We start from the raw sequence: 25,173 nt of genomic DNA on the forward strand, positions 1-25,173 counted from the left end.
GACTAGGGCTGGACGCGGGTGAGCAGGCGCGCTGCGAAGAACAGTGCGTCGAGCTCGCCCTCCGGAGTGACTCGAACCGCGGCCGGATCATGTTTCGGCTTCGGCCGGTCGAGCGGCGTCTGCGCCGTACCGACCCGGACGAACCCGGCGTGCCGCCCGGCGCGCGCTGCCCACTCGACATCGAGGATGTCCGTCAGCGGCACCGACCGCGGGTTGCCGTCAGCCTTCTTCCGCCTCGTCGCGGACCGCGGGTAGGCGAACATCAGCAGTCCTTGCGCCACCGCGACGGTCGCGTCCTTCCCCTCCAGCGCATCGGCCGCGGGCGGGGTGGCGACCAGCCATCGGGGCGCAGGCGTCTCCGGCACGGCGCGGCGCGCGCGGGCGATCCGGATCTCGGACGCCAGTCGCTTGGCAGCGGCCAGATCGGCGACCTCGAAGTGGTAGATCGACGCGAACGAACCACCGGTCACACTCAGCAGCGGATCGGCATGCTCGCGCAGTTCGAACCGAAGGTCCGCCGACACCTCGACCGCGCGCAACGCCTCGACCGGGATGCTTCGCTCACCCAGCCGGGGCGAGGCGTCGTACTGGACTCGGATCGTGCCGGTGCCGTCCCACTCGAGGACGCCGTGGTTGGTCTGCAGCAGCATGTTCACCAGTTGATCAGGGACCGCAACTTGGCGCCGAAGAACAGCGCGTCGTGCTCGGACAACGGCCAGGTCGTCAGGGTCTCCGGGTCGTCCGCGGGTTTGGGGCGCTCGGCCGGCGTGCGGGTGCTGGTGAGCCGCAGAAAGCCATCGCTCCGGATCCTGCTCGGCACCCATTCGACATCGCGCAGTTCGGCGAGCGGGAGGCGCCACGGGTTGCCGTAGGACTTTTTCGCGGCAGTCGCGCCGAAGCCGTACTTGAGGACCAGCTCGTCACCGTCGAGCTCCACCTTGACGAACTGGAACTTGACCTTGTCAGGTGCCGGCGGCGGTTCGATCAGCCAGCGGTCCGCAGGCCCGGGCGGCAGTTGGTGCAGCGTGATCGACGTCCGGATCTCCTGCGCGTAGTAGTCGGCGAGCAACCACTGGTCGGGGCTGAAGTCCAGCCGGTACGGATCGATCAGCTCGTCGAACTGCCCGCCGGCGACGGCCAGCAGCGGGTCCGCGTGCTCGCGCAGTACCAGCCGGATCGTGGGAGTCTCGGTGCCGCCGGGCATCACGAGCTCGACCCCGGTCAGCGCCTCCACCGGGACGGTGCGCTGCCCGAGCTGCTTCAGGACGGTGTAGGTCACGCCGCTCTTCTGCTGCAGCCACGGACCGGGGTACCGCAGCTGGATCAGGCCCAGCCCGTCCCAGACCATCGTCGCGTTCCGCCCGCGCAGCTCGTCGCCGCTCAACCCCTCCACGAGGCACCATCCTCGCCGTTACCGGGGTCAGTTGGGCGTCAGACACATAATGGGGTGTGACCCATTACGATCTCGTCGTCATCGGTACCGGCTCCGGCAACACGATCGTGAACCACCGGTTCGCGGACTGGAAGGTGGCCTTCGTCGAGCGCGGTGTGTTCGGCGGCACCTGCCTGAACAAGGGCTGCATCCCGACCAAGATGTTCGTGCACACCGCCGACGTCGCCGCCACCCCGGCCGGCAGCGCGCGGTACGGCGTCGACGAGGAGCTGCTCGGGGTCCGCTGGCCCGAGGTGCGGGACCGGATCTTCGGCCGGATCGACCCGATCTCCGGGGCCGGTTCGGAGTACCGGCACCACAACGAGAACGTCACCATGTACGAGGGCACCGGCAGGTTCACCGGGGTCAAGGAGCTGGCGGTCGAGGGCAAGGACGGACAGACCAGCGTCGTCACCGCCGACCGGTTCGTGCTGGCGGTCGGCAGCCGCCCGGTCATCCCGCCGATCCCGGGTCTCGAGGAGACCGGCTTCCACACCTCGGACACGATCATGCGCCTCGAGGAGCTGCCGCGCCGGCTCGCGATCCTCGGCGGCGGCTTCGTCGCGGCGGAGTTCGCGCACGTCTTCGCGTCGTTCGGGGTCGAGGTGACGCTGATCGGCCGCTCCGAGCGGCTGCTGCGCCAGGAGGACGCCGACATCTCCGAGGCCTACACCGAGATCGCGCGCGGCAAGTACGACGTCCGCCTGAACCACGAGACGATCCGCGTCGCCCGCCGCCCCGACGGCTCGATCCTGCTCGGCATGCTCTGCCCCGACGGCTCCGACGAGGTCATCGTCGACGAACTCCTGGTCGCCGTCGGCCGCACCCCGAACGCCGACCTGCTGAACCTCGAGGCCACCGGCGTCGAGGTCGACCACGAGGGCCGCGTAGTAGTCGACGACTACATGCAGACCGCCGTCGACGGCATCTACGCCCTCGGCGACGTCACCTCCCCCCACCAGCTCAAGCACGTCGCCAACCACGAGGCCCGCGTCGTCAAGCACAACCTCCTCGACCCGGACAACCGCATCCAAGCGGACCACCGCTTCATCCCCCACGCAGTCTTCAGCTCCCCCCAGATCGCCTCGGTAGGCCTCACCGAGAAGGAAGCCGAAGACCAGGGCATCGACTACGTGGTCAGCACCCAGAAGTACGCCGACATCGCCTACGGCTGGGCCATGGAAGACACCACCGGCTTCGCCAAACTCCTCGCCGACCCCACCACCGGCCAGCTCCTGGGCGCCCACATCATGGGCCCCCAGGCCCCCACCGTCATCCAGCCCCTCATCCAGGCCATGGCCTTCGGCCTCGGCGCCTACGAAATGGCCCGCAACCAGTACTGGATCCACCCAGCCATGCCCGAACTAGTAGAAAACGCCCTCCTGGCCCTCCCCCTGAAACCCAACAACTAGCCCCCGCTCCGAGCACGCCCGCTCCTTCGTCGCGTGCTCCGCTCGTGCGCCCCACCCACCCCTCGACGCGGCTGCCGCCGCTTCCCTGCGAGAACAGTTCCGCCGACCGTTCATTCGCCACCGCCGCCGCTAAGCCCGCTCCTTCGTCGCGTGCACGCGGCTTGCTGCACCCGAGTTGAGTTTTGGTATGCCGCGGGAGCCCGGTCCGCTGACTGAGGTGGTGGTGTCGCCACCGACAGGTAGTAGTCGGTCGTGGGGCTCCGCCGGGCGATGCGGTGAGCGTGCGAGGCGTCGCACCAGGCACACACCTCCTGTCGTTAGCGTCGCCCGTCGGAACGCGACCGGGGAGAACGGACGTGCAGGCCATCACAATTGTGGTTGGTGGGTGGGGGGCAGGCGTGGAGAGGGCGGCGGCGGGCAATTGATGTGGCCTGGGGGTCCGCGCTTCAGGTCCGGAAGGCTGCGATGACGTGGCCGACGTCGTCCAGGGTGTCGAGGTCGGGGAGGCTGATCATTGCTTCGGTGACGCCGGCTTCGGCTAGTTCGCGGAAGCGGCCGATCTGGTCGTCTACGGTGCCGGCGTTGACTGTTGCGGCGTAGCGGGCCGGGTTCTGGTTGCGGGGGCGCAGTCGCTCGACCAGGGCGTCGACATCCGCGCCGACCAACGTCGTCGACAGGTGGGTGATCTCCACCGGGCGATCCGTCAGCGATCGCACGTACGCCGCCCGCTCGCGCACCGCCGCTACATCCCCGAACACGTTCACCGCATCGGCGTACTTCGATGCCAAGCGCAACGTTCTCCGGCCGCTCCCGCCGACCAGCAACGGCAACCGCTCCTGCAGCGGTCGTGGGTAGCAGGTCGTGTCCGGTACGTCGAGCACCCGGCCGTGGAACGGTTTGTTGCCTGGTCCCCACAACACCGGCAGCAACTGCAGCGCGTCCTCCAGCAGCGTGTACCGATCGGCGACCGGTGGAAACGGCCACCCGTACGCCTTGTGCTCGGCCTCGAACCACGCCAGCCCGACGCCACACACCGCACGCCCACCACTCAGTACGTCGAGAGTCGCGGCAATCTTCCCCAGATGCGCGACATTGCGGTACGTGATCCCGGAAACCAGCGTCCCGAGCCGGACGCGCGTCGTACAGGCGGCCAGGTAGCCGAGTGTCGTCCAGCTCTCCAGGAAGTCGTCCCATGCTCGGCCAACCTGCGGAATCTGCCGGAAGTGATCCATCACGTAGATCGCGTCGAACCCAACCGCCTCGGCCTTCGCCGCCACCTCCCGACCCCACGCGCCCAACCCGGCCCGCCCACCCGGATAACTGCTCAGCTGCAACCCGAACCGCAACCCAGCCGGCGCCGACGACTGCCGCTCCACCGCCGCATCCGCCCCCACAAACGCCTCCGGTACGACGCGCACCACGGCCGGCCGCAGTACGTCGTCGTACCCCTCCTCCGGCAGCTCCTTCTTCGCCACACCCCAAGCCCGAAGCTGCCCGGTGAGCACGTCCGCCGGGATCCGCTTCACCCGCTCGCGATTGCGCCGCCGGCACTCGGCAGCGGGCGTGTCGAAAGCTACCGCCACGCAAGGCATTCCGGCCTCGCGAGCCTGCCGCAACCATTCCACCCGCCGCGCGCGATCCAGCCCGAGGGTGTCGATCACCGTCGTGAGGCCGCGCCCGATCCGCTGCGACACGACGGTCTCCAGCAGGGCGAAGGCGTCCGCGCTCGCCGCGAGGTCGTCCTCGCCGGAGCCGACCAGCGCCCGCAGGCGATCGCTCGACACGACGAGATCCGCGCCGAAGTGCTCTGAAGCCCAGGTCGACTTCCCGGCGGCACCCGGGCCGACCAGGACCACCACGCACGGAGACGGCAGTCTCTGCTCCACAGTTCACCTTAAACTTGCCGGATGCGATTGTTCGTGGCCGTTGTGCCACCCATCGAAGTTGTGGAGGATCTGAGCGAGTTCGTCGCACCGCGGCGGGAACATCCGGATGACGACATCCGATGGTCCGCGGACGAACACTGGCACATCACGCTGGCCTTTCTGGGCGAGGTGCCGGACTGGAAGACCGATGAGTTGGGGGAGCGGCTGGAGGCGGCCGCCAAGCGGCAGAAGCCGTTCCCGCTGAGCCTCAGAGGGGCCGGGGCGTTTCCCGGCGTACCGGATGCGCGAGTGCTGTACACGGGAGTCCGTGACGAGACGGATGCGCTGAAGCACCTGTCGAAGACGACCAGGGCGGCAGCCAATCACTCCGGGGTCACCGTGGACGGGCGGAAGTTCGTGCCGCATCTGACGCTGGCGCGGTTCCCGCGGCCGATGGACGTCACACGCTGGGTGCGGGTCTTCGATACCTACAGTGGCGCCGAGTGGACGGCCGGAAGTCTGCAGTTGATCGAGTCGCGGTTGGGTGAGGGAGTGGGCCGAAGTGCGGCCTACGCCACAGTGGGCGAATGGGAATTCTTAGGTTAACCTCAGGAAGGTTAGCCATCCCTAAGGTATGAGGACCGTCCGCCATGCTCGCGAACTACCTGATCGGCCTGCGTGAAGGCCTCGAGGCGTCGCTGGTCATCAGCATCCTCGCCACCTTCCTGGTCAAGTCAGGACGTCGTGACCGGCTGAAACTGGTCTGGATCGGAGTCGGCGCGGCACTGGCCGTGGCAGCCGCCGCGTGGGGGTTGCTGCAGTTCGTGACCGCGCTGACCGCCAGGTCCTTCACCACCCAGGAGACCGTCGGTGGGGTGATGTCGATCCTCGCGGTCGGCTTCGTCACCTGGATGATCTTCTGGATGCGCAAGGCGTCGCGCAGTATCGCCAAGGAGCTGCGGGACCGGATGGACCAGGCGCTGGCGATCGGCCCGCGCGCCGTCGTGATCCTGGCGTTCCTCGCGGTGTTCCGCGAGGGCATCGAGACCGCCTTCATCGTGTACGCGTCGGCCGCGACCGCGACCACCGCCGTACCGTTCATCGGCGTCCTCCTGGGCCTCGCGACCGCGGTCGTGCTCGGCGTGCTGATCTACCGCGGCGCGGTCCGGATCAACCTGGGCGTCTTCTTCAAGTGGACGGGCGCGGTCCTCATCCTGGTCGCGGCCGGCATCTTCGCCTACGGCTTCCACGATCTGCAGGAGGCCGGCATCCTGCCGGGCCTGCAGAACCTGGCGTTCGACATCTCGCACGTCATCCCGCCGGACAGCTGGTACGGCGTACTCCTCAAGGGCATCTTCAATTTCAACCCGGCGCCGACCGTGATCGAGTCGATCGCCTGGCTGGCCTACCTGGTGCCCGTGCTGGTGCTGTACTTCCGTCCGATCACACCTGTCCAGGAGAAACATGCCCAGGTCCAAGGCTCTTAAGGCCACCACCATCGGCGTCGTACTGGGGCTCGCCGCTCTCACCGCCTGTGCCGAGGACAAGCCGGCCGCGTCCGACGACGGCACCGGCCCGGTCACCGTCAAGGCGACCGACTCGGCGTGCGACCTGAGCCGCCGCGACGTGAAGTCGGGGACCAGCACCTTCTCGGTCTCCAACGGTGGCAGCAAGGTCACCGAGTTCTACGTGTACGCCGACGGTGACCGCGTGATGGGTGAGGTCGAGAACATCGGCCCGGGCCTCAAGCGCGATCTGATCGTCGAGCTGCCGACCGGCAAGTACCAGGCCGTCTGCAAGCCGGGCATGGTCGGCGACGGGATCCGCGGCGAGCTGAACGTGGCCGGTGACGCGCCCGCGCAGGTGGACGAGGACACCCTGCTCAAGCAGGCCACCGAGAGCTACCAGCGGTACGTGAACTCGCAGGCGGTCGCGCTGGAGCAGAAGACGACCGAGTTCGTGGACGCGGTGAAGGCGGGTGACGTCGCCAAGGCGAAGGAGCTGTTCCCGATCTCGCGCACCTACTGGGAGCGGATCGAGCCGGTCGCGGAGTCGTTCGGTGACCTGGACCCGAAGATCGATGCCCGGGTCAACGATGTCGAGCCGGGCACCGAGTGGACCGGGTACCACCGGATCGAGCAGGCGCTGTGGGAGAAGAACACCACGGCCGGGATGGCCAAGTACGCCGACCAGCTGCTCGTCGACGTGAAGACCGTGGTCGCCAAGGCCAAGGTCGTGAAACTGAACCCGCTGCAGCTGGCCAACGGCGCCAAGGAACTGCTCGACGAGGTCTCCACCACCAAGATCACCGGTGAGGAGGACCGCTACTCGCACACCGACCTGTGGGACTTCCAAGCCAACGTCGAGGGATCGCAGGCCGCGATCCAGGCGCTCCGCCCGGCCTTGCAGAAGCGCGACCCCGCGCTCGTCACCGCGCTGGACACCAACTTCAAGGCGGTCTTCGCGGCGGTCGACAAGTACCGCGTCGGCGACGGCTTCAAGCCGTACGTCGTGTCCGATGCGGAGAAGAAGGAGCTGAGCCGGGTCGTCGACGGGCTGGCCGAGCCGGTCTCCAAGGTTGCCGGAGTGATCGCGAAGAAATGACGACTGAAGACGCTCCCCGCAAGGGCATCTCTCGCCGTGGCCTGTTCGGCGCGGCGGGTGCCGCGGTCGCGACCGGAGTCGCCGGGTACGCCGCTCATTCGGTGTTGTCCGGCGAGGAGTCGCAGGCTGCGGACACCACCGGCCCGGTCGAGTTCCACGGACCGCATCAGGCGGGGATCGTCACCGCGGCGCAGGACCGGCTGCACTTCGCCGCGTTCGATGTGACCACGACCAAGCGTGACGACCTGATCGCGTTGCTGAAGGAGTGGACCGCTGCGGCCGCGCTGCTCACGGCCGGCCGCGACATCGGTCAGTACGGCGCTGTGAACGGGCCGGGCGAGGCTCCGCCGGAGGACACCGGTGAGGCGGTCGGTCTGCCGCCGGCCCGGCTCACCTTGACCATCGGGTTCGGGCCTTCGCTGTTCGACAAGCGGTTCGGGCTGGCCTCGAAGCGGCCGGCCGCGCTCGTCGACCTTCCGCACTTCATCGGTGACGACATCGAGCCAGGACGGTCCGGCGGCGACATCGCCGTACAGGCTTGTTCGGACGATCCGCAGGTCGCGGTGCACGCGATCCGCAACCTGGCCCGGATCGGGTTCGGCCGGGTCGCGGTGCGCTACTCCCAGCTGGGCTTCGGGCGGACGTCGTCGACCTCGCGGGCGCAGACCACGCCGCGGAACCTGTTCGGCTTCAAGGACGGCACGAACAACCTGAAGCTCGAGGACGCCGAGAAGCTCGAGCAGCACCTCTGGGTCCAGCCCGAGGACGGCGCCGAGTGGATGGTCGGCGGCTCGTACCTGGTGTCGCGCCGGATCCGGATGAACATCGAGATCTGGGACCGGACCTCGCTCGGTGAGCAGGAGACGATCATCGGCCGCGGCAAGGGGACCGGCGCCCCGCTCGGCAAGGCCGAGGAGTTCGACGCGATCGACTTCGTTGCCAAGGGCCCCGACGGCGAGCTGAAGATTCCGCTGGAGGCGCACGTCCGGCTCGCGCACCCGCAGTTCAACAACGGTGCGGAGTTGCTACGGCGCGGGTACAACTTCGTCGACGGCTCGGATGGTCTGGGCCGGTTGGACGCCGGGCTGTTCTTCCTCGCCTACCAACGCGATCCGCGCAAGCAGTTCATCCCGATCCAGACCCAACTGGCCCGCACCGACGTCCTGAACGAGTACATCCACCACGTCGGGTCCGGCATCTTCGCATGTCCCGGTGGTGTCACACCTGGGTCGTACTGGGGCGAGAAGCTCTTCGCCTGAACCACCGGCTCACTACATTGTGCCGGTGAGCTATCAGCAGACCCCTTACGGACAGCAGCAGTACGGCGGCTACCCGCCGCCGCCTCCGCCGCCGTCCGGGAGCAACAAGACCATCCTGATCGTGTTCACCGTGGTCGTCGTCATGGTGGTCCTGGGCGCGGGTCTCTTCGTGATCACCCGCTTCACCGGCAGCTCCGACGACACCGCCGGTACGACGCCAATCACGTCCCAGCCGACCAGCGACGGTGGCAGCCCCACCGAACCCGCCAACGACGGAAGCCCGAGCGCCTCAGCCACCCCGGCAGCACCGCCGTGCCGCGGATGCCTGCCCGGCATCACGGTCAACGGCCTGGTCAAGACGCTGAAGTCCAAGGGCTATGCCTGCCAGGACAAGAAGATCCTCGGCATCCAGTGCGAGAAGGGCAACCTGGAGGTCGTCGTCCACGCCGACTACACGCAGAAGGCCTACGTCGAGCGGATCCGGGTGTTCGGTTGGGGCAGTGCCATGGTGAAGGACTGTCCACAGTGCATCAAGGGGGCGATCGCCGCCCTCGAACAAGGCCTGCCCGGTGTGCTGCCGCTGTTCGTCAAGGACGCGGCGACCCGCCAGAAGATCATCACCTTCGCCGCTGAGGGCTCCGCGATCCCGGACTCCGGTCCGAGCTCGGCCAGGGACCTGTCGATCGACGAGCTCTACCGTGTCTCCACGTCGGGCTACAGCGGCTCGACCGTCGGCAAGGGCGACCGCTATGCGAGCAACTACACCACCGACGTCAACATCGCCGGCTACTAGCCGATCGGGGCGCGGGCACCGATCAGGTTGAGGGCGATACAGGACAGCACCAGCGTGTTGTCCTGGTTGTAGAGCTCGACGCGGGTCCGGACCAGTCCGCGGTCGGGTTTGGAGCGGGAGCGGTCGGCCTGGAGAACCTCGGTGGTGAGACGCAGGATGTCACCGGGGCGGACCGGGAGGTGCCAGCGCAGTTCGTCGACACCGGGGCCACCGAGGCTCGCGACCTTGGACAGGTACTGGTCGGCGTACAGGCGCATCATCAGTCCTGCCGTGTGCCAGCCGCTGGCGATCAGGCCGTGATACGGCCCGTTCGCCGCGGCGGCCGGGTCCACGTGGAAGTACTGCGGGTCGAACCGCTGGGCGAATTCGACGATCTCGCCCTGGCCGACCAGGACCCGTCCCGGATGCTCGGTCCGGGTCCCCACCACGTAGTCCTCGAGGTACATACCTCTATTTAACTGCTCCTGCGGTAACGCCGGCGACGAAGTGGCGCTGGGCAAGCAGGAAGCCGATGACGACCGGGATGCTGACGATCAGCGCCGCGGCCATGATCTGGTTCCAGTAGATGTTGGTCTGGGTCGAGTACTGACGCAGGCCGACCGACAGGGTTCTGTTCGCTTCTGTCGTCATCACGGAGGCGAACAACACCTCACCCCAGGCAGTCATGAACGAGTAGATCGCCACCGCGATCACGCCGGGACGCGCCGCCGGCAGGACGACTCGCCAGAGCGCGCCCATCGGGCCGCAACCGTCCACCAGCGCCGCCTCGTCCAGCTCGCGCGGGATGCTGTCGAAGTACCCGGCCAGCATCCAGATCGAGAACGGCAGGCTGAACGTCAGGTAGGTGATGATCAGCCCGAGCCGCGTCCCGACCAGCTGCAGCCCGAACTGGTTGTTGATGTTCACGAAGATCAGGAACAACGGCAGCAGGAACAGCACGCCGGGGAACATCTGCGTCGACAGCACCGTGGTGGTGAAGACCGTCCGCCCGCGGAACTTGAACCGCGACACCGCGAACGCGGCCAGGATCGCGAGCGCCACCGAGAACAGTGTCGCGACCACCGAGACGATGGTGGAGTTCACGAAGTACCTTGCCAGCGGCACCGTTTTCCACATGTCGATGAACGGCGCGATGGTCAGGTTCGACGGCCACCAGGTGAACGCGCCCTGGACGTCCTTGAGCGGTTTCAGCGACGACGTCACCATCACGTAGAGCGGGATCGTCACGAACAGGCCGAGCACCACCAGTACGACGGCCCGGTAGGCCTTGAAGCCCTTGGTCTCAAGCACGGCGGGTCTTCCTTCCCGTGACGAACAGGTAGATGCCGGTGACGATCATCAGGAAGATCAGCAGCAGCACGGACATCGCGGCACCGGAACCGAAGTTCCAGGTCAGGAACGACGCGTTGTAGATGTGGAAGGTGATCAGGTCACCGGCCGGCGGCTGCGCCGTACCGAACAGCACGTACGGCGTGTTGAAGTCGCTGAACGTCCACAGGAACAGCACGAGAACCAGCACCAGGTTGACCGGGCGCAACGCCGGGAGGGTGATGTTGCGCCACTGCCGCAGATTGCCGGCCCCATCCACCGCGGCCGCCTCGTACTGGTCGCGCGGAATGCTCTGCAGCCCGGCCATCAGGGTGAGGAACGCGAACGTCCACAGCTTCCAGGTGGCGACCGTGATGAGCGAGAACAAGGCATTGCTCCCGATCAGCCAGAACGGCCGGTCGTCGGCCAGGTGCAGCTGGGTCAGCACGTGGTTCACCGCACCGGTATCGCGTTGCAGCATGAAGTTCCAGGTCAGGATCCCGGCGTACGCCGGAAGCGCGTAGGGGACCAGGAACAACGTGCGGACCAAGCTCCGGCCGCGGAACGCCGGCTGCAGGGCGACCGCGGCCGCCATCCCGAGCACCCAGGAGAGCGCGACCGTGACGAGCGAGAAGACCAGCGTGACGCCGAACGACTTCAGCAGCCCTTCGCCGACCGCGTTGTCGAAGTCGAGTGCGACCTTGTAGTTGTTGATCCCGGCGCTCGGGGCGGCCGACCAGTTCGCGATGAAGAACTTGGTCAGCTTGACGAAACTCATCCAGATCCCGACCAGCATCGGGACGATGTGGATGACGAGTTCCATCAGGACCGCCGGGGCCACCAGTGCGTAGGGCAACCATCGGCTCAGACCAGGACGGAGTTCCGGCTTGGACTTGCGAGCCGGCGGCTTGGTGGCCGCCGGCGTCGCTTCGTGGGTGGCGACCGACATCAGCTGCCTGCGGCCACTTGGTCCTCGGCGGTCTTGAGCGCAGCCTTCACCTCGTCGGCGCTGACCGTCCCGCCGGTGGCGATCTTGGCGAACATGCTGTTCATCGCCTTACCGACGGTGCTCTCGAACTGGTCCTCGGCCGGGACCAGCGGCAGCGGCTTGGACTTGGTGTTGTAGATGTCCTGGAAGATCGCGGCCTCGGCGGCGTCGGTGGTGAACACCGGCTTGGCGTCCTTCAGGACGGGCAGCGACGAGAACGGCTTGCCCAGCGTGGTCTGGGTCTGCGCGTCCGTCATGTACTTGACGAACTTGAGCGCCGCGTCCTTGTGCTTGGTGTTCTTGAACACCGACAGGTTGATCCCGGCCACGTGGCTGGCCACCGGCTCGCCACCGGCAGGCGACGGGAACGGGACGACGCCGTACTCGCCGGCCTTCATGCCGTTGGCAACGATCGAGGAGTCGGCGTTGTTCTGGTTGATCACCATCGCGACCTTCTTGGTCGCGAAGTCGTTGACCGACTTGGTGCCGTTGTCGTACTGCGCGTTGGACGGGTTCGCGACCTTGTCCTTCTGCATCAGGTCGAGGTACCGCAGCACGCCCTGGACGTTGCCGTCACTGGTGAAGGTCGGCTTGCCCTCGGCGTCGAACCACTCGGACTTGTTCTGCGCGCCGTTGATGAACGCGAAGTGCACGTTCTCGGTGTAGCTGCCGGCGGCGAGCGCCATCCCCCACTGGTTCTTCGCGGGGTTGGTCAGCTTCTGGGCGGCGGTGACCATCTCTTCCCAGGTCTTCGGCGGCTGCAGACCGGCCGCCGCGAACATCGCCTTGTTGTAGTACAGGCCGTAGGCCAGACCGTAGAGCGGGACCGACGTCACGTCCTCGCCTGCCTTGCCGCCGGTCGCCAGAGCCGTCGGCACGAACTTGTCCTTACCCCCGATCGCCGTCATCGCGTCGTCGTCGAACGGGAGGAACGCCCCGGTCGCCTGCAGCGACGCCGCCCAGGTGTTGCCGATGTTGACCACGTCCGGCGCCTGGCCGGAGGTGATCGCGGTCTGGATCCGCGTCTGCAGGTCGTTCCAGCCGATCACCTCGAGGTTGACCTTGATCCCGGTGTCCTTGGTGAACTGCTCCAGCACCGGGGTCAGGACCTGCTTGTCGTTGTCCAGGCTGGTGCCCTGGTTGCTGGCCCAGTAGGTCAGCGTCTGGTCCCCACCCGAGCCCCCGTCGGAGCCGGTATCCCCGCCTCCGCAGGCGGCCAGGCCGACTCCCAGAGCGGTCGCCGCTACGGCGGCTACAAGCGAACGCAGTCTCACGTCGGACTCCTCGTCCTCGCGCGGTCATGATGTCGGGCCCACTATGTCCCTAACCGGTTAAGCTCCGAAACCCTAACCGGTTCAGTTGCGCACGGTTTGTTACTGCCTCGTGACGTGCTTGCCACTGAGTGCCATCGCGCACTCGCCCAGAGTAGTCAGATGTGGGCGGGGCCCGAAGAAGTGCGCACCCGCAGCAGACCCGGCGGGGCCTCGTCGTGGAGCTCCTCCTGGCCGGCCGCGAGGCGGAGCAGGAGGTCGGCGGCGGCGCGGCCGCGCTCCATCGTCTGCTGGTCGACGGCGGTGATGCCGGGGCCGGCCAGCTCGCACAACGGCGAGTCGTCCCAAGCGAGGATCGAGACCTCACCGGGTACGTCGAGGCCCAGCTCGGTGGTCACGCGGAGCGCGGCGACGGCCATCAGGTCGTTGCCGAGGATGATCGCGGTCGGGCGGTCCGGGCCGGCGAGCAGGCGCCGGGTGTGCTCGGCGCCGTCCTCGTAGCGGTAGTTGCCCTCGACATGCCGGACGGTGATGCCGCGACGTTCGGCGTACTCGCGCAGGAGCTGGACGCGGAGCTGCTCGTGGATGAAGTGGAACGGGCCGCTGACGTGCGCGATCTCGCGGTGACCGAGCTCGGCCAGGTGGTCGAGCAGCAGCGTCACGGTCTCGTCCGGCCGGCTGATCAGCCGGCCGACACCGTCGTCCGGAGCGTTGGAGCTGACCACGACGCACGGTACGCCGAGCTCCCGCAGCAACGGGACTCTCGGGTCGTTCTGGTGCTCGTCGAACAGTACGAACCCGTCGACCCGGCCCTGCCGCGACCAGCGCCGCAGTACGTCGAGGTCTTCGCCGTTCTCGCCGGTGAGGCGCAGCAGGAGCGACGAGTCGACCTCGTTCAGGTACTGCTCGATGCCGACCAGGGTGCGCATGTAGAACGCCTCGGTCGAGATCAGCGTCGGGTCGCGGGCAATCACGATCCCGATCGTCCGCGTCCGGCTCGCCGACAGCGCGACGGCCGCCGAGTTCGGGTGGAAGCCGAGCTCCTCGGCCAGGTCGAGCACCCGCTGCCGAGTCTCATCGCTGACCCCGGCGCGACCGTTCAGCGCATACGAGACCGAGGCCTTGGAGATCTGCAACTGCCGGGCCAGATCGCTGATCGTGACCCGATGACCACGCCGCCCAGCATCAGCCGAACCGTCGGCGTCGCTGTCAGCGCCGTCGGTCAAGGACCCGGATGTCGTCATGCACTTCCACCCCGCATGGCGGGAGAGTAGCAGCGTGTGATTCGGCCGAGCGCCATTCCTGAGTGTTGGATAGCGTTATCCCATGACCTCTTCGGAGCCGTTGCGACTGGATTTCCTGCCGTGGGAGTACGCCCGGACCGCCACGCCGGCCGAGCGCTCCCGTCAGACCGAGCGCCAGGCGCGGCTGAATGGCGAGGTGGAGCTGGCCGCTGACGTGTACGTCGCCGAGTCGGCTGCCGTGTACTGCGACGAGCTGCAACTGGGGGAGCGCTCGTACATCGCGGCGCACGCCTACGTCACCGGCCGCATCACCCTCGGCTCCGACAGCACCATCAACCCGTTCACCGCCGTCCGCGGTCACGTCACCATCGGCGACGGCGTCCGGATCGGCGCGCACAGCTCGATCCTCGCCTTCAACCACGGCACCACCCCCGGCGAGCCCATCTTCCGCCAGCCCCACTCCAGCCGCGGCATCACCATCGCCGACGACGTCTGGATCGGCTCCGGCGTCACCATCCTCGACGGCGTCACGATCGGCCCCCACACCATCATCGGCGCCGGCGCCATCGTCACCAAGGACGTCCCAGCAAACTCGATCGCCGCCGGCAACCCAGCCCGAGTCCTCCGCTCCCGCCACCCCAACGCCCCCGCCCTTCCCCCCACACCGGGCGCCACCGCCGCCGCGCCCGACGCCACGCCCACGGCCCCCGGCGTCGCGCTCACCGCCCCCGCCGCCGCGCCCACCACCTCCGCCGCCGCGCCCGCCTCAACCACCTTGCCGGGCTCGGCGCCTCGTGCTCCCGTCCCCCTCACCACCTTCCAAGGTGAACTGCCTTCCCGGCTTACGGCTTTTGCGGCTCGGGCTCGGGATCAGGTGGACGACGTACTGGCTCGCTCGTGGGACGGTGAGCGTTTCGTCGACCGACCCGGCCTCGGCCACGCACCAGCAGTCCGCCCATGGTGTGATGCCGTCGAGATCGCCGACCTGCTGGTACGGCGTACCCCGGCCGGCCACACCCGGGACGACCTCGTCCGCCGCCTCCGCGCGCGCCAGGAGCCGAAGACCGGACTGGTCGCCCCAGGAGACCTCTCAGACGCCGGCCTCGCCACCCCATCCGACGCCAAACTCACAGTCCTGCAAGGCGAAGCGCCGTACCATGTCCTGTGCGTCGGCTACGCCCTCCAGGTCCTCGGCAGCAGCTTCGAACACCCCATCGACACAACCTTCACCACCCATGAACTCGACCGCTTGCCCTGGGCAAGAAACGCCTGGTCGGCCGGCGCAGCGATCGACGCTCTCGGTACGGCGATCGCCCGCAACGCCCACGACCACCAGGAATCCACCGGCCTCGACTCCCTGGTCGGCTGGCTCACCATCAACGCCGACCCGAACACCGGCACCTGGGGGACCCCGCACCCCGACGACGGCTGGCTCCAAGTGGTGAACGGTTTCTACCGCCTGACCCGCGGCACCTACGCACAGTTCGGCCTCCCGCTGCCGTACCCCGAGCAGGCCGTCGCCACAGTCCTTGCCCACAGCAACGACCGTCGGATGTTCACCGGCGGCAACGACAATGCCTGCAACGTCCTCGACGTGATCCACCCACTCTGGCTGGCCCGCAAACAGACGTCGTACGGCGAACCAGAAGCCCGCCGCTGGGCCGAGGAGCAGCTCACCCGCATCCTCGACCGCTGGGTCGACGGAGCCGGCTTCGCCTTCGCCCCGAACGGTTCCGACGACCGCGCGATCCCTGGCCTGCAAGGCACCGAGATGTGGCTGTCGGTCGTCTGGCTGCTTGCCGACTACCTAGGTCACGCCGACGCCCTCGGCTACCGCCCCCGCGGCGTCCACCGCCCCGAGCCCCTCATCCCTCCGCGAACCACCCCGTGGCAGTAGGGCTCTGACCGAACCGCCCGACATAGTGGTCGAGGAACACCCGCGACGTCAGCTCCCGCCGGCTGGACACCCCGACCTTCTCGAAGATCGACTTCAGATGATCCTGCACCGTGTACGGCGACAGGTGCAGCCGCCGCGCGATCTCGGCCGTGCTCCCACCGCCGAGCACGGCCTGTACGACGTTCTGCTCCCGCTCGGTCAGCCCGTACGCCGCCACGACCAGCGGGATGATCTCGGCCGGCCCTGCCGGTGCGATCGTCACCGCGATGTCCGTGGTCACCCCCTCCGGCCCACGCACCCGTGCCGCGTGCAGGGTGAGCCACTCACCGGCCTGGGTACGCACCTGCATCTCCGGCACAAACTGCCCGGTCACTCCACGCGCAGCCGCCAGCACACTCACCACGGGGACCGGGAGCGTCGACCACAGGTCACCTCCGAGGTCCTGGAACCGCTGCTCGGCCGCATCGGTCGCCGAGACGACCTGGTCCGCGGCGTTCAGAATCACCACTGCAGTTGACGACGACCGTGGCGCCCGTTGCAGGTCACCGACGATCAGACCGCGCCGCAGCCCGCGCGCCAGTACCGGCTCGATCCGGTGCATGAACGCGGCCTCGCCCGGTGAGAAGCCACTGCGCCCGTTGGTGCGGTACAGCGTGACCACACCCCACATCCGCCCACCGGACCGCAGCGCACTGCGCATCTCGTGCGGGATGTCACCTTTGGTGAGGAACTCCCGGTACCGGCGACTCAGCTGCGGATTGCCCTCGGTCGCCTCGGCAAGAATGCTCACCCCGACCGGCCGCCGAGCCAGATCGATGAAGTGGTTGTAGTCGGCCGCGCCGTACTCGGCAGCGACGAACTCATCGGTCGTCAGCTGATCGAGATCGTGCATCACTGCGCCACAGAGCAGATTGGTTGCCGGGTCCGACGTACCAAGGCACAACGAGTCGAACGGAATGGCCTGCGCCAGCAACTCCGCCGCCTCCCGGCAGAAGTCGTCCCACCGCAACCCCGCGGTCGCCGCAGCCTCCAGCCCCGCATACGCCGCCTCAGCCCGGTACGTCTTCACCCGGCCAACCACCCGTTCGCATCAAGCCCGCTCTCCATCCGGCCCACGTAGTGATCGAAGAACACCCGCGACGCCAGTTCACGCCGACTGGATACGCCAACCTTGGCGAAGATCACCTTCAAGTGATCCTGCACGGTGTACGGCGACAAGTAGAGCCGCCTGCCGATCTCGGCCGTGCTCCCACCGGCCAGCACCTGCTGTACGACGTTCTGCTCCCGCTCGGTCAGTCCGTAGGCCGCCACCACCAGCGGGATGATCTCGGCCGGCCCTGCCGGTGCGATCGTCACCGCGACATCCGCTGTTGGGCCCTCGGGACCACTGACTCGGGCCGCGTGCAGCTTGAGCCATTCGCCGGACCGGCTGCGCATCCGCATCTCGGGCGCCCACCGCCTCGACGGCCTGCGGGCCGCACCCGCCACGCTGGCCACAGTGACCGGAACCTGTGACCACAGGTCACCGCCGAGCTCCTCAAAGCGCTCCGCGGCGCCCTCGGTCGCCGAGACGACCTGGTCGGCGGGGTCGAGGACCACCACCGTGGCTGTTGCGGACCGATGGGCTCGCTGCAGGTCGCCGACGATCAGGCCGCGTCGTATTCCACGCGCCAGCACCGGTTCGATCCGGTGCATGAACTCTGCCTCGCCGGGAGAGAACCCGCTGCGCCCGGTCGTGCGGTACAACGTGAAGACGCCCCACATCTGTCCGCCGGACCGCAATGCGCCGCGCATCTCGTGCGGGATATCGCCTTTGGTGAGGAACTCCCGGTACCGCTTGCTCAGCTGCGGCCGGCCCTCGGTCGCCTCGGCAAGAATGCTGACGCCGACCGACCGCCTGGCCAGGTCCACGAAGTTGTTGTAGTCCGGCTCGCCGTACTCGAGCTGGAGGAACTCCTCGTCGCCGAGCCGATCAAGGCCGTACAACACTCCCGCGGTGGACAGATTGCTGGCCGGATCCGTCGTACTCATGCAGACCGCGTCGAACGGGATCGCTTGCTTGAGCAGCTCGATCGCTGCCGCGCAGAAGTCGTCCCACCGGAGCCCTGCGTCCGCAGCAGCCTCCAGTCCCGCGGACGCCGGCTCAGCGCGGTACGTCTTCATTCGGCCAGCCAGCCGTTGGCGTCGAGCTCGTTCTCCATGCGGCCGGCGTAGTGCTCGAAGAAGATGCGTGACTGCAGCTCCCGCCGGCTGGACACACCGGTCTTGTCGAAGACCGCCTTCAGATGGTCCTGCACCGTGTACGGCGACATGTGCAGTCGCCCCGCAATCTCCGCCGTACTCGCACCACTCAACACCTGCTGTACGACGCCGCGCTCCCGCTCGGTCAGTCCGTACGCCGCCACCACCAGCGGAATGATTGCGGCCGGACCGGCATTCTCAATCGTCACAGCGATGTCGGACGTGACCCCCTCCGGCCCACGCACCGGCGCTGCGTGCACTGACACCCACTGGCCCGACTGCGTGCGCAGCCGCACCCGGGGCACCTGTGCCGGCTGGCCCGGAATCCCACGGGCCGCCGTGATCACCACCTTCACCGGTACCGGTAGCCGCGACCACATCTCGCCGCCCAGATCGGCGACCCGGTCCTCGGCAGCCTCGGTCGCTGAGACGACCTGGTCGGCGGCGTTGACGATGACCACGGCTGCGCCCTGGGAACGCTGCTGCCGACTGACGTCCGTACTGATCAGGCCACGCCGCAGACCGGCGGCCAGCATCGGCTCAAGACGATGCAGGAACTCGGCCTCGGCCGGTGAGAACCCACTCCGGCCGGAATGCCGGTAAATCGTGTAGAACCCCCACATCCGAGCCTCGGACCGCAGCGTGCCACGCATCTCGTGCTCCACGCCGTTCCCCGCCAGCATCAGCCGATGCCGCGTACTGAGCTCCGGCCTACCCTGAGTCGCCTCAGCCAGGATGCTGACCCCAACCTCCCGCCGCGCCAGATCCGAGAACCGGTTGATGTCGTCGACGCCGTACTCGTGCTCCAGGAACGCCAGCTCGTCCACATCCTGCATCCGCGTCTTCACCCGCCCCACCAGCAAGCTGGTAGCCGGATCCGCCGGCCCAAGACAAATCCCGTCGTTCGGCACCGCCCGGTCCAGCAACTCGATAGCCGCCAGACAGAAGTCCTCCCAACTCAACCCCGCCACAGCAGCAGCCTGCAGCCCGGCTCGCGCGGACTCTGCGTGGTAGGTCTTCACAGATTCAGTGTGACCCGAGGGCGGGCCGGATGGCATCCCAGAAAAGTGGGGGCGGAAGTACCCAGGCTGCTGGGATACCGGAGTCTGCCCGATCGGGCCACTGTGGCTGCCATGGTGAATCCGATCTGTCCGGCGGCAGTGACCGCCGGGGCCTACCGCGGGCTGTGACGCGGTGCGAACAACCCAGAAAGTTGGGATACCGCCGGGGGAGCGGCTGCCGGAGGGTTCTGCTCATGATCGAGGAACTCCGAGAGGTACTGACCGGGCGGCTGGTGACGGCGGCCGACCCGGACTGGGGGCAGGTGCGGCCCGCGTGGAACCTGACTGTCGACCAGCAACCGCTGGCCGTGGTGGAGGCTGCCGGGCCGAGTGATGTCGAGCACACTGTGGCGTTCGCCGCGGCGCACGGCCTGAAGGTCGCTGCGCAGGCAGGGGGACACGGCGCAACCCGTGCGCTCGACAACACGATCGTCGTGCGCACCAACGCGCTCGACGACGTGTGGGTGGATTCGCATGCGCGGATCGCCCGGGTGGGGGCCGGAGTTCGGTGGGGGACGCTGCAGACCGCTCTGGACGGGACGGGGCTGACAGGTCTGCCGGGGTCGAACGGGGACATCTCCGTCGTCGGGTACTGCACCGGCGGCGGGTTGTCCTGGTTCGCCCGGCCGTACGGGTCCGGAGCGGGCAGTCTGCGGGCTGCCGAGATCGTCGACGGGGCTGGGGCCCGCCGATGGATCGACGACTCCACCGACCCGGACCTGATGTGGGCACTGCGTGGTGGTGGCGGCAACTTCGCGGTCGTCACCTCGGTCGAGGTGGAACTGCATCCGGCACCGGAGATCGTGGGTGGGCGGTTGATGTTCCCCATCGAACAGGCGCCGGCCGTGCTCGCGGCGTACGGGAAGGCCACGCTGGAGGCGCCGGAGCACGTGACGCTGTGGGCGTATCTGACCCACTACCCGCCGGCCATGCATCTGCCGGAAGCCATTCGGGGCAAGTCGTTCTGCATGATCGACGCAGCGGCGCCGTACGACCCGGAGGGGCTCGAGGCGGCGCTGGCATCGATCCGGGCCGCCGGGACGGTACTGGTCGACACCATCGGGCCGCGGGAGTCCAGCGGGGTCGTCCAGATCACGCAGGAGCCGATCGCTCCGGCTGCGATCCTGCTGACCACCAGCACCTTCGACGAGGTCACACCGGAGTTCGTCGACACCTTGCTCGAGTACGCCGGGCAGCCGTCGCTCATCTTCCAGGTGCAACTGCGTCATCTGCGGGCAAGCGACGAGGTCATCCATCCGGGCGTCGCCTCGGCCGACCCGACCGCGCAGTACATGCTGCTGGCGGCGTCGGTCCTGCCCGTGCCGGAGTTGTTCGGATCGGCCCAGCAGGCGCTGGGGGCGCTGAAGGACGCGGTGTCGCAGTGGCACGCGGGTGACCTGCCGCCGTCGGGCCTGTCGTCGTGGAGCACGCTGCAGGACAGCTTCACCGAACCGGACCTGGCGCGGCTGCGCGAGATCAAGCAGCGGGTCGATCCGGTGGGCACGCTGGTGGGGAACTACCCCCTGCCGTGCTGAGTGGTGGGTGGGGGTCCATTAGCCTGAGCCAGTGGATCCCCGCACACGCCGCTTGGTGGTATCGCTCGTCCTGGTTGCACTTGTCGCCATGGTCGTCGTGGCAGCCCTCGTGAACTAACCTTCTGGCGCATGACCCCCACCACCACGCGGTCGTCGTACCTCATGCGTGCGGGCCTGGTCCGCAACGTCCGTTCGGGCGAGCACCTGACCACCTTCGTGGTGTCCGGCGTGGCGACGGTACTGATCACCCGGCTGTTCCTCAGCCTGAGCGGCTACCCGCAGATCGGCGGCAAGGGACTGCACATCGCGCACGTCCTGCCCGGTGGCCTGCTGATGCTGATCGCGATCTCGTTGCTGCTCGGGTACGTCGGTCCGGTCGTCCGGCCGGCCGCCGCACTGGTCGGCGGGGTCGGGTTCGGGCTGTTCATCGACGAGGTCGGGAAGTTCGTCACCTCGGACAACAACTACTTCTACAAGCCGACGGCTGCCATCGTGTACGTCGCCTTCGTGCTGATCGTGCTGGGCAGCCGGTTCCTGTCGACCCGGCGGCCGATCGACCCGCGCGAGGAGCTGGCCAATGTGATCGACCATACGGTCGAGGGGGTCGCGGGCGGGTTGTCGCGGCAGCGCCGGGCGCAGGCCTCGGAGTTGCTCGGGCTGGTCGGTCCCAAGGTGAAGGGTCGTCGGGAGACCGAGAGGCTGCTCGAGGCGTGTCCGCCGGACGAGGTCGAGCTGGCAGCGCCGGTCGATGCCGCCTGGCGCTGGTTGCAGCGGACGTTCGAGCGGCTGGCGACGCATCCGAAGGCACCGACGGTCGCGGTCGTGGTGCTCGCCGTACAGGCGGTCGGCGCGCCGCTGATCGCGGTCTCGGTGGGCAGTGGCCTTGCGGAGCTGTCGGTGTCCGGGGTGATTGTCGGGAGCTTGCTGTCGGCGACCTTCACCGTGCGCGGCTGGCGGCAGCTGCGGCGGGCCCGCCGGCTGCGTGCGGTCCGGTTGTTCGAGCTGGCGGTGCTGGTGTCGCTGCTGATGACGCAGGTGTTCCAGTTCGCCGGGACGCAGTTCGCGGCGGCGGGCGGGATGCTGCTGGACCTGGTGCTGCTGGGTCTGCTGCGCGCCGAGCGGGACCGTCTCCAGCGCGCGGAGGAGCTGGCGAAGATAACACCGGCTGCGACGACGCCGCTCGGACTGCCACCCGACCCGACGGCACCCCGTTTTCCTGAAGACCCTTCCGATCCGGTCCTCTGATCCTCCGCTCGGGTTTTCCACAGGTTCTGAATTGGTGGTCGGGGCGGGGTGGAATCGCTGCATCTTCTCTGGTGACAAAGCCGACGGCGGCGGTCGCCGACCGCCGCCCACGACACGGAGAAGACCACCATGCTGCGAGTGATGCTCGAGGACGCCGACTACTGCGACGTCCCGGCCGATCTGATGACGTTCGACGACGGGGCCGTCGTGTTCTGGCGTGACAGTGAGGAGGTCGGCCGGCACCGCCAGTCACGGATCCGCTCTCTGGAGCTGCTGGACAGCCGCTCGATGACCCGCAAGATCAAGGCCGCCCGCCGGCACCACCCGAAGGCGTTCCGGCCCTGGACGCCCGAGGACGAGCAGCTGCTGACCGACATGTTCCACAACGGTGCCGGCAAGGACGAGCTGATCGAAGCGCTGGGCCGTCAGGAGGGCGGGATCGCGACCCGGTTGCGGGGTCTCGGGCTGCTGCTGGACGACCAGAAGTTGCTGTGAGTCCGATGGCCGCCACCGCCTGCCGACGAGACCCTTTTGTGATCAGCCGGAGGCGTCGGACACAATGGCGCGATGCAGGCAGAGGTGGATCCGGCCGGACACCAGGGCACGCCGACCGCGGACGCGGTGGGTGAGGTGGGGGCGTGGGAGGCGATCCACGCTGCCCTACTGGACCGGACCGGCCTGGTGCGCGCGGTCGCGTCCGGCCGGCGCCGTGGTCTCGACCAGCCGCCGTACCAGCGACTCGAGCTGCGGTATGTCGACCTCAAGGGCCAGCGCCACCTCCAACTCACCGAGTACGACGAACGCCAGGCCCACACGCGGAACTTCGTCGGTACCGAGGTGCCGGAGGCGGTCGACAAGCTGCTCGCCCTGCCGTACGGGACGTGGCATGTCGAGACGACCACCGAGACGCTGCGCCTGCGCTACACCAAGAAGGGCAAGGAGCTGCTGCACCGGCAGGCGGACAGCCGGGAGCAGACGACCGGCCACGATCGGGTGAAGCGGCGGGTGCTCGACCCGGCTGCGCCGTTCCTGATCGAGCTCGGGATCAGCGATCACCAGGGCCGGGTGAAGCCGTCGCGGCAGGCGAAGTACAAGCAGATCGAAGAGTTCTGCAAGTTGCTGGAGCCGGCTCTCGAGGAGGCGATCTCGGCCGGCCGGATCGCGACCGGCCGGCCGCTCCAAGTGGTCGACCTCGGCTGCGGCAACGCCTACCTCACCCTGGCGGCCCATCACCTGCTCACGGCGGCCGGGCACGACGTCCGGACAACCGGTGTGGACCACAACCCGACCGCGCGGAAGCGGAACACCCGAGTCGTCACGGCGCTGGGCTGGCAGGACGAGTTGCGGTTCGTGGATGCCACCATCCAGGCGGCCGAGCTCGACGTCCGGCCGGATGTCGTGCTGGCGCTGCACGCCTGCGACACGGCCACCGACGACGCGCTCGCGCGGGCGGTCCAGTGGGAGGCGCCGCTGGTGCTCGCAGCTCCGTGCTGCCATCACGACATCCAGAAGCAGCTCAAAAGCGTCACACCACCGGCGCCTTATTCTCTGATGACGCGATATGGCATCGTTCGTGAGCGGTTCGCCGACGTCCTGACAGATTCGCTCCGGGCGGCGGTCCTTCGACAGGTCGGTTACCGGGTGGAGGTAGTGCAGTTCGTGGACAGCCAGCACACGCCCCGCAATCTGCTGCTCCGAGCCGCCCGGACGAACGCTCCCGTGACGGCGGACCTCGAGTCCGACTACGCCGCGCTGATCGCCGAGTGGCAGGTCAGTCCGCGGCTGGCCGAGCTGCTGCTGCCCGAGGCAGACGCTCCACCGGCCGGGGCCCGGCGGCCGGCGTCGGAGGTGGGTGCGTGAAGTTCCTCCGCCCGGCGTTCGCCCTCGCGGCCGCGACCTGCATCACACTGGCCGCCGCCGCACTGCCCGCCGTCGCTGCGGACCCGAAGCCGCCCGCGCCGAAGAAGCTGTTCACGATCGACGACTCCCGCATCAAGGAGTCGTCCGGGCTGGCGAAGAGCCAGAAGTACGAAGACCTGTACTGGACGGTGAACGACTCCAACGACACCGCGCGGGTCTTCGGCGTCGACACCGATGGTGACGTGAAGGTCGTGCTGAAGTTCAAGGCCGACGTACGGGACGTCGAGGCGGTCGCGGTCGACCGTGAGGGCACGATCTACATCGCCGACATCGGCGACAACACCAAGTCCCGGGACACCATCGAGATCTACACGATCCCCGAGCCGGACAGTCTCGAGAACGCCGAGAACGTCCGGTACCACCGCTACGACTTCAAGTACCCCGACGGCGCGCACGATGCCGAGACGCTGCTGGTCCAGCCCGAGACCAACCAGCTCTTCATCGTCACCAAGGCGAGCAAGGGTGCCGCCATCTACTCCACGCCGGGCACCCCGTCGCGAGAAGGCACCAACAGACTCACCAAACTCGCCGCCGCCCCCGCCGGCACGTTCACCGACGGCACCTTCCTCCCCGACGGCCAGCGCGCGGTCCTCCGCACCTACGTCGACGTGGCAACCGTCGCCTGGGGCGACAAGCCCACCCTCGTGGCCCGCGGCCCGGCCCCCCTCACCCAGGGCGAATCCATAGCCGTCGGCGAGGTCGACAACACCGTCCTGGTCGGCAGCGAAGGTTCCAACTCAGCCGTCTACCAGGTCCAGGTCCCCACCAAGAAGGCCGCCGCCAGCCCGCCCCCCGCCTCCGCAGCACCCCCCAAGGGCGCCGGCAACTCCGACGCCGGAGCCGGGGCCGCCGACAAGAACCACAACCTCCGCTGGATCATCATCGGCGCCGCCCTCTTCGCCCTCGTCATCACCGTCCTCACCTTCCCCCCAGGCCGCCGCGAACGCCTGGACCGAATGGCCGAGAACGCCCGCCTCACCGGCCAGTCCCCCACCCCCAACCGCCGCCGCCACAGCGCCTGACCGCGCCGCCGCCTCCCCGGGGACACCCCGCGGTCGTGCGCCGGCATCACCTCGAGCACCCACCATCCACGCGACA

Annotated in this window: 23 protein-coding genes; 12 read left to right on the top strand and 11 right to left on the bottom strand. The window is 68.2% G+C overall.

The annotated features are described in order from the left end of the window. Nucleotides 1-2: 2 nt before the first annotated feature. Nucleotides 3-650, bottom strand: a complete 648-nt coding sequence (locus tag ACFCV3_RS18035; protein WP_376031120.1) for a DUF4429 domain-containing protein — start codon at nucleotides 648-650, stop codon at nucleotides 3-5. 2 nt (nucleotides 651-652) lie between these two features. Then, nucleotides 653-1,393: a DUF4429 domain-containing protein gene (locus ACFCV3_RS18040; RefSeq protein ID WP_376031121.1), complete on the bottom strand. Its 741-nt coding sequence runs from the start codon at nucleotides 1,391-1,393 to the stop codon at nucleotides 653-655. A gap of 56 nt (nucleotides 1,394-1,449) precedes the next feature. Here ACFCV3_RS18040 and ACFCV3_RS18045 point away from each other — a divergent pair, with 56 nt between their 5' ends. Further along, the gene (locus ACFCV3_RS18045; protein WP_376031122.1) at nucleotides 1,450-2,844 is read left to right on the top strand and encodes a mycothione reductase; all 1,395 of its coding nucleotides are present in this window, start codon (nucleotides 1,450-1,452) and stop codon (nucleotides 2,842-2,844) included. A 446-nt stretch (nucleotides 2,845-3,290) separates the two neighbouring features. On the opposite strand, the gene ACFCV3_RS18050 is transcribed toward ACFCV3_RS18045, so the two are convergent. Then, nucleotides 3,291-4,730, bottom strand: coding sequence for an LLM class flavin-dependent oxidoreductase (locus ACFCV3_RS18050; protein WP_376031123.1), 1,440 nt, complete (start codon nucleotides 4,728-4,730; stop codon nucleotides 3,291-3,293). A 21-nt stretch (nucleotides 4,731-4,751) separates the two neighbouring features. On the opposite strand from ACFCV3_RS18050, the gene thpR reads away from it, so the two are divergent. Genes thpR through ACFCV3_RS18075 form a run of 5 tightly spaced genes read left to right on the top strand, consistent with a single transcriptional unit; the run spans nucleotide 4,752 to nucleotide 9,365 of the window. Beyond that, the gene (thpR, locus tag ACFCV3_RS18055) at nucleotides 4,752-5,315 is read left to right on the top strand and encodes an RNA 2',3'-cyclic phosphodiesterase (protein ID WP_132405511.1); all 564 of its coding nucleotides are present in this window, start codon (nucleotides 4,752-4,754) and stop codon (nucleotides 5,313-5,315) included. Nucleotides 5,316-5,359: 44 nt separating this feature from the next. After that, on the top strand, nucleotides 5,360-6,196 hold the full coding sequence (efeU, locus tag ACFCV3_RS18060; RefSeq protein WP_376031124.1) for an iron uptake transporter permease EfeU: 837 nt from the start codon (nucleotides 5,360-5,362) through the stop codon (nucleotides 6,194-6,196). After that, nucleotides 6,174-7,313, top strand: a complete 1,140-nt coding sequence (efeO, locus tag ACFCV3_RS18065) for an iron uptake system protein EfeO (RefSeq protein WP_376031125.1) — start codon at nucleotides 6,174-6,176, stop codon at nucleotides 7,311-7,313. Before efeU ends, efeO begins: the two co-directional genes overlap by 23 nt. After that, nucleotides 7,310-8,572, top strand: coding sequence for an iron uptake transporter deferrochelatase/peroxidase subunit (gene efeB, locus ACFCV3_RS18070; protein WP_376031126.1), 1,263 nt, complete (start codon nucleotides 7,310-7,312; stop codon nucleotides 8,570-8,572). Before efeO ends, efeB begins: the two co-directional genes overlap by 4 nt. 25 nt (nucleotides 8,573-8,597) lie before the next feature. Continuing rightward, complete coding sequence (locus tag ACFCV3_RS18075) at nucleotides 8,598-9,365, top strand: hypothetical protein (RefSeq protein ID WP_376031127.1); 768 nt, start codon at nucleotides 8,598-8,600, stop codon at nucleotides 9,363-9,365. Here ACFCV3_RS18075 and ACFCV3_RS18080 read toward each other — a convergent pair. The 5 genes from ACFCV3_RS18080 to ACFCV3_RS18100 all read right to left on the bottom strand — a co-directional run bounded on the left by ACFCV3_RS18080 (nucleotide 9,362) and on the right by ACFCV3_RS18100 (nucleotide 14,176). Next, entirely contained in the window at nucleotides 9,362-9,811 is a 450-nt protein-coding gene (locus tag ACFCV3_RS18080) for a MaoC family dehydratase (protein ID WP_376031128.1), read from the bottom strand. The genes ACFCV3_RS18075 and ACFCV3_RS18080 overlap by 4 nt on opposite strands. A gap of 4 nt (nucleotides 9,812-9,815) precedes the next feature. Continuing rightward, on the bottom strand, nucleotides 9,816-10,655 hold the full coding sequence (locus tag ACFCV3_RS18085; RefSeq protein WP_376031129.1) for a carbohydrate ABC transporter permease: 840 nt from the start codon (nucleotides 10,653-10,655) through the stop codon (nucleotides 9,816-9,818). Continuing rightward, on the bottom strand, nucleotides 10,648-11,622 hold the full coding sequence (locus ACFCV3_RS18090) for a carbohydrate ABC transporter permease (RefSeq protein WP_376031130.1): 975 nt from the start codon (nucleotides 11,620-11,622) through the stop codon (nucleotides 10,648-10,650). Before ACFCV3_RS18090 ends, ACFCV3_RS18085 begins: the two co-directional genes overlap by 8 nt. Beyond that, nucleotides 11,622-12,935, bottom strand: a complete 1,314-nt coding sequence (locus ACFCV3_RS18095; protein WP_376031131.1) for an ABC transporter substrate-binding protein — start codon at nucleotides 12,933-12,935, stop codon at nucleotides 11,622-11,624. Before ACFCV3_RS18095 ends, ACFCV3_RS18090 begins: the two co-directional genes overlap by 1 nt. A gap of 155 nt (nucleotides 12,936-13,090) precedes the next feature. Continuing rightward, nucleotides 13,091-14,176 (bottom strand): LacI family DNA-binding transcriptional regulator, encoded by a 1,086-nt coding sequence (locus ACFCV3_RS18100; protein WP_376031132.1) that lies wholly within the window; start codon nucleotides 14,174-14,176, stop codon nucleotides 13,091-13,093. Between the two features lie 82 nt (nucleotides 14,177-14,258). On the opposite strand from ACFCV3_RS18100, the gene ACFCV3_RS18105 reads away from it, so the two are divergent. Beyond that, entirely contained in the window at nucleotides 14,259-16,073 is a 1,815-nt protein-coding gene (locus ACFCV3_RS18105) for an acyltransferase (RefSeq protein ID WP_376031133.1), read from the top strand. Here ACFCV3_RS18105 and ACFCV3_RS18110 read toward each other — a convergent pair. Genes ACFCV3_RS18110 through ACFCV3_RS18120 form a run of 3 tightly spaced genes read right to left on the bottom strand, consistent with a single transcriptional unit; the run spans nucleotide 16,042 to nucleotide 19,336 of the window. Beyond that, nucleotides 16,042-17,142, bottom strand: coding sequence for a helix-turn-helix transcriptional regulator (locus ACFCV3_RS18110; RefSeq protein WP_376031134.1), 1,101 nt, complete (start codon nucleotides 17,140-17,142; stop codon nucleotides 16,042-16,044). The genes ACFCV3_RS18105 and ACFCV3_RS18110 overlap by 32 nt on opposite strands. Next, nucleotides 17,139-18,236 carry a helix-turn-helix transcriptional regulator gene (locus tag ACFCV3_RS18115; protein ID WP_376031135.1) on the bottom strand — a complete coding sequence of 366 codons (1,098 nt, stop codon included), beginning with the start codon at nucleotides 18,234-18,236 and terminating at the stop codon, nucleotides 17,139-17,141. The genes ACFCV3_RS18110 and ACFCV3_RS18115 overlap by 4 nt, the downstream gene beginning before the upstream one ends. Continuing rightward, the gene (locus ACFCV3_RS18120) at nucleotides 18,233-19,336 is read right to left on the bottom strand and encodes a LuxR C-terminal-related transcriptional regulator (RefSeq protein ID WP_376031136.1); all 1,104 of its coding nucleotides are present in this window, start codon (nucleotides 19,334-19,336) and stop codon (nucleotides 18,233-18,235) included. The genes ACFCV3_RS18115 and ACFCV3_RS18120 overlap by 4 nt, the downstream gene beginning before the upstream one ends. 233 nt (nucleotides 19,337-19,569) lie before the next feature. Between ACFCV3_RS18120 and ACFCV3_RS18125 the strand changes: the two genes are divergently transcribed. The 5 genes from ACFCV3_RS18125 to ACFCV3_RS18145 all read left to right on the top strand — a co-directional run bounded on the left by ACFCV3_RS18125 (nucleotide 19,570) and on the right by ACFCV3_RS18145 (nucleotide 25,097). After that, entirely contained in the window at nucleotides 19,570-20,910 is a 1,341-nt protein-coding gene (locus tag ACFCV3_RS18125; protein WP_376031137.1) for an FAD-binding oxidoreductase, read from the top strand. Between the two features lie 129 nt (nucleotides 20,911-21,039). Next, on the top strand, nucleotides 21,040-22,155 hold the full coding sequence (locus ACFCV3_RS18130; protein WP_376031138.1) for a hypothetical protein: 1,116 nt from the start codon (nucleotides 21,040-21,042) through the stop codon (nucleotides 22,153-22,155). Nucleotides 22,156-22,284: 129 nt separating this feature from the next. After that, nucleotides 22,285-22,650: a hypothetical protein gene (locus ACFCV3_RS18135; RefSeq protein ID WP_376031139.1), complete on the top strand. Its 366-nt coding sequence runs from the start codon at nucleotides 22,285-22,287 to the stop codon at nucleotides 22,648-22,650. Nucleotides 22,651-22,722: 72 nt separating this feature from the next. Beyond that, nucleotides 22,723-24,015: an SAM-dependent methyltransferase gene (locus ACFCV3_RS18140; protein WP_376031140.1), complete on the top strand. Its 1,293-nt coding sequence runs from the start codon at nucleotides 22,723-22,725 to the stop codon at nucleotides 24,013-24,015. Continuing rightward, nucleotides 24,012-25,097 carry a hypothetical protein gene (locus ACFCV3_RS18145; protein ID WP_376031141.1) on the top strand — a complete coding sequence of 362 codons (1,086 nt, stop codon included), beginning with the start codon at nucleotides 24,012-24,014 and terminating at the stop codon, nucleotides 25,095-25,097. Before ACFCV3_RS18140 ends, ACFCV3_RS18145 begins: the two co-directional genes overlap by 4 nt. Nucleotides 25,098-25,173: the final 76 nt, after the last annotated feature.

Source organism: Kribbella sp. NPDC056345, from assembly GCF_042262745.1.
Taxonomy (GTDB): domain Bacteria; phylum Actinomycetota; class Actinomycetes; order Propionibacteriales; family Kribbellaceae; genus Kribbella.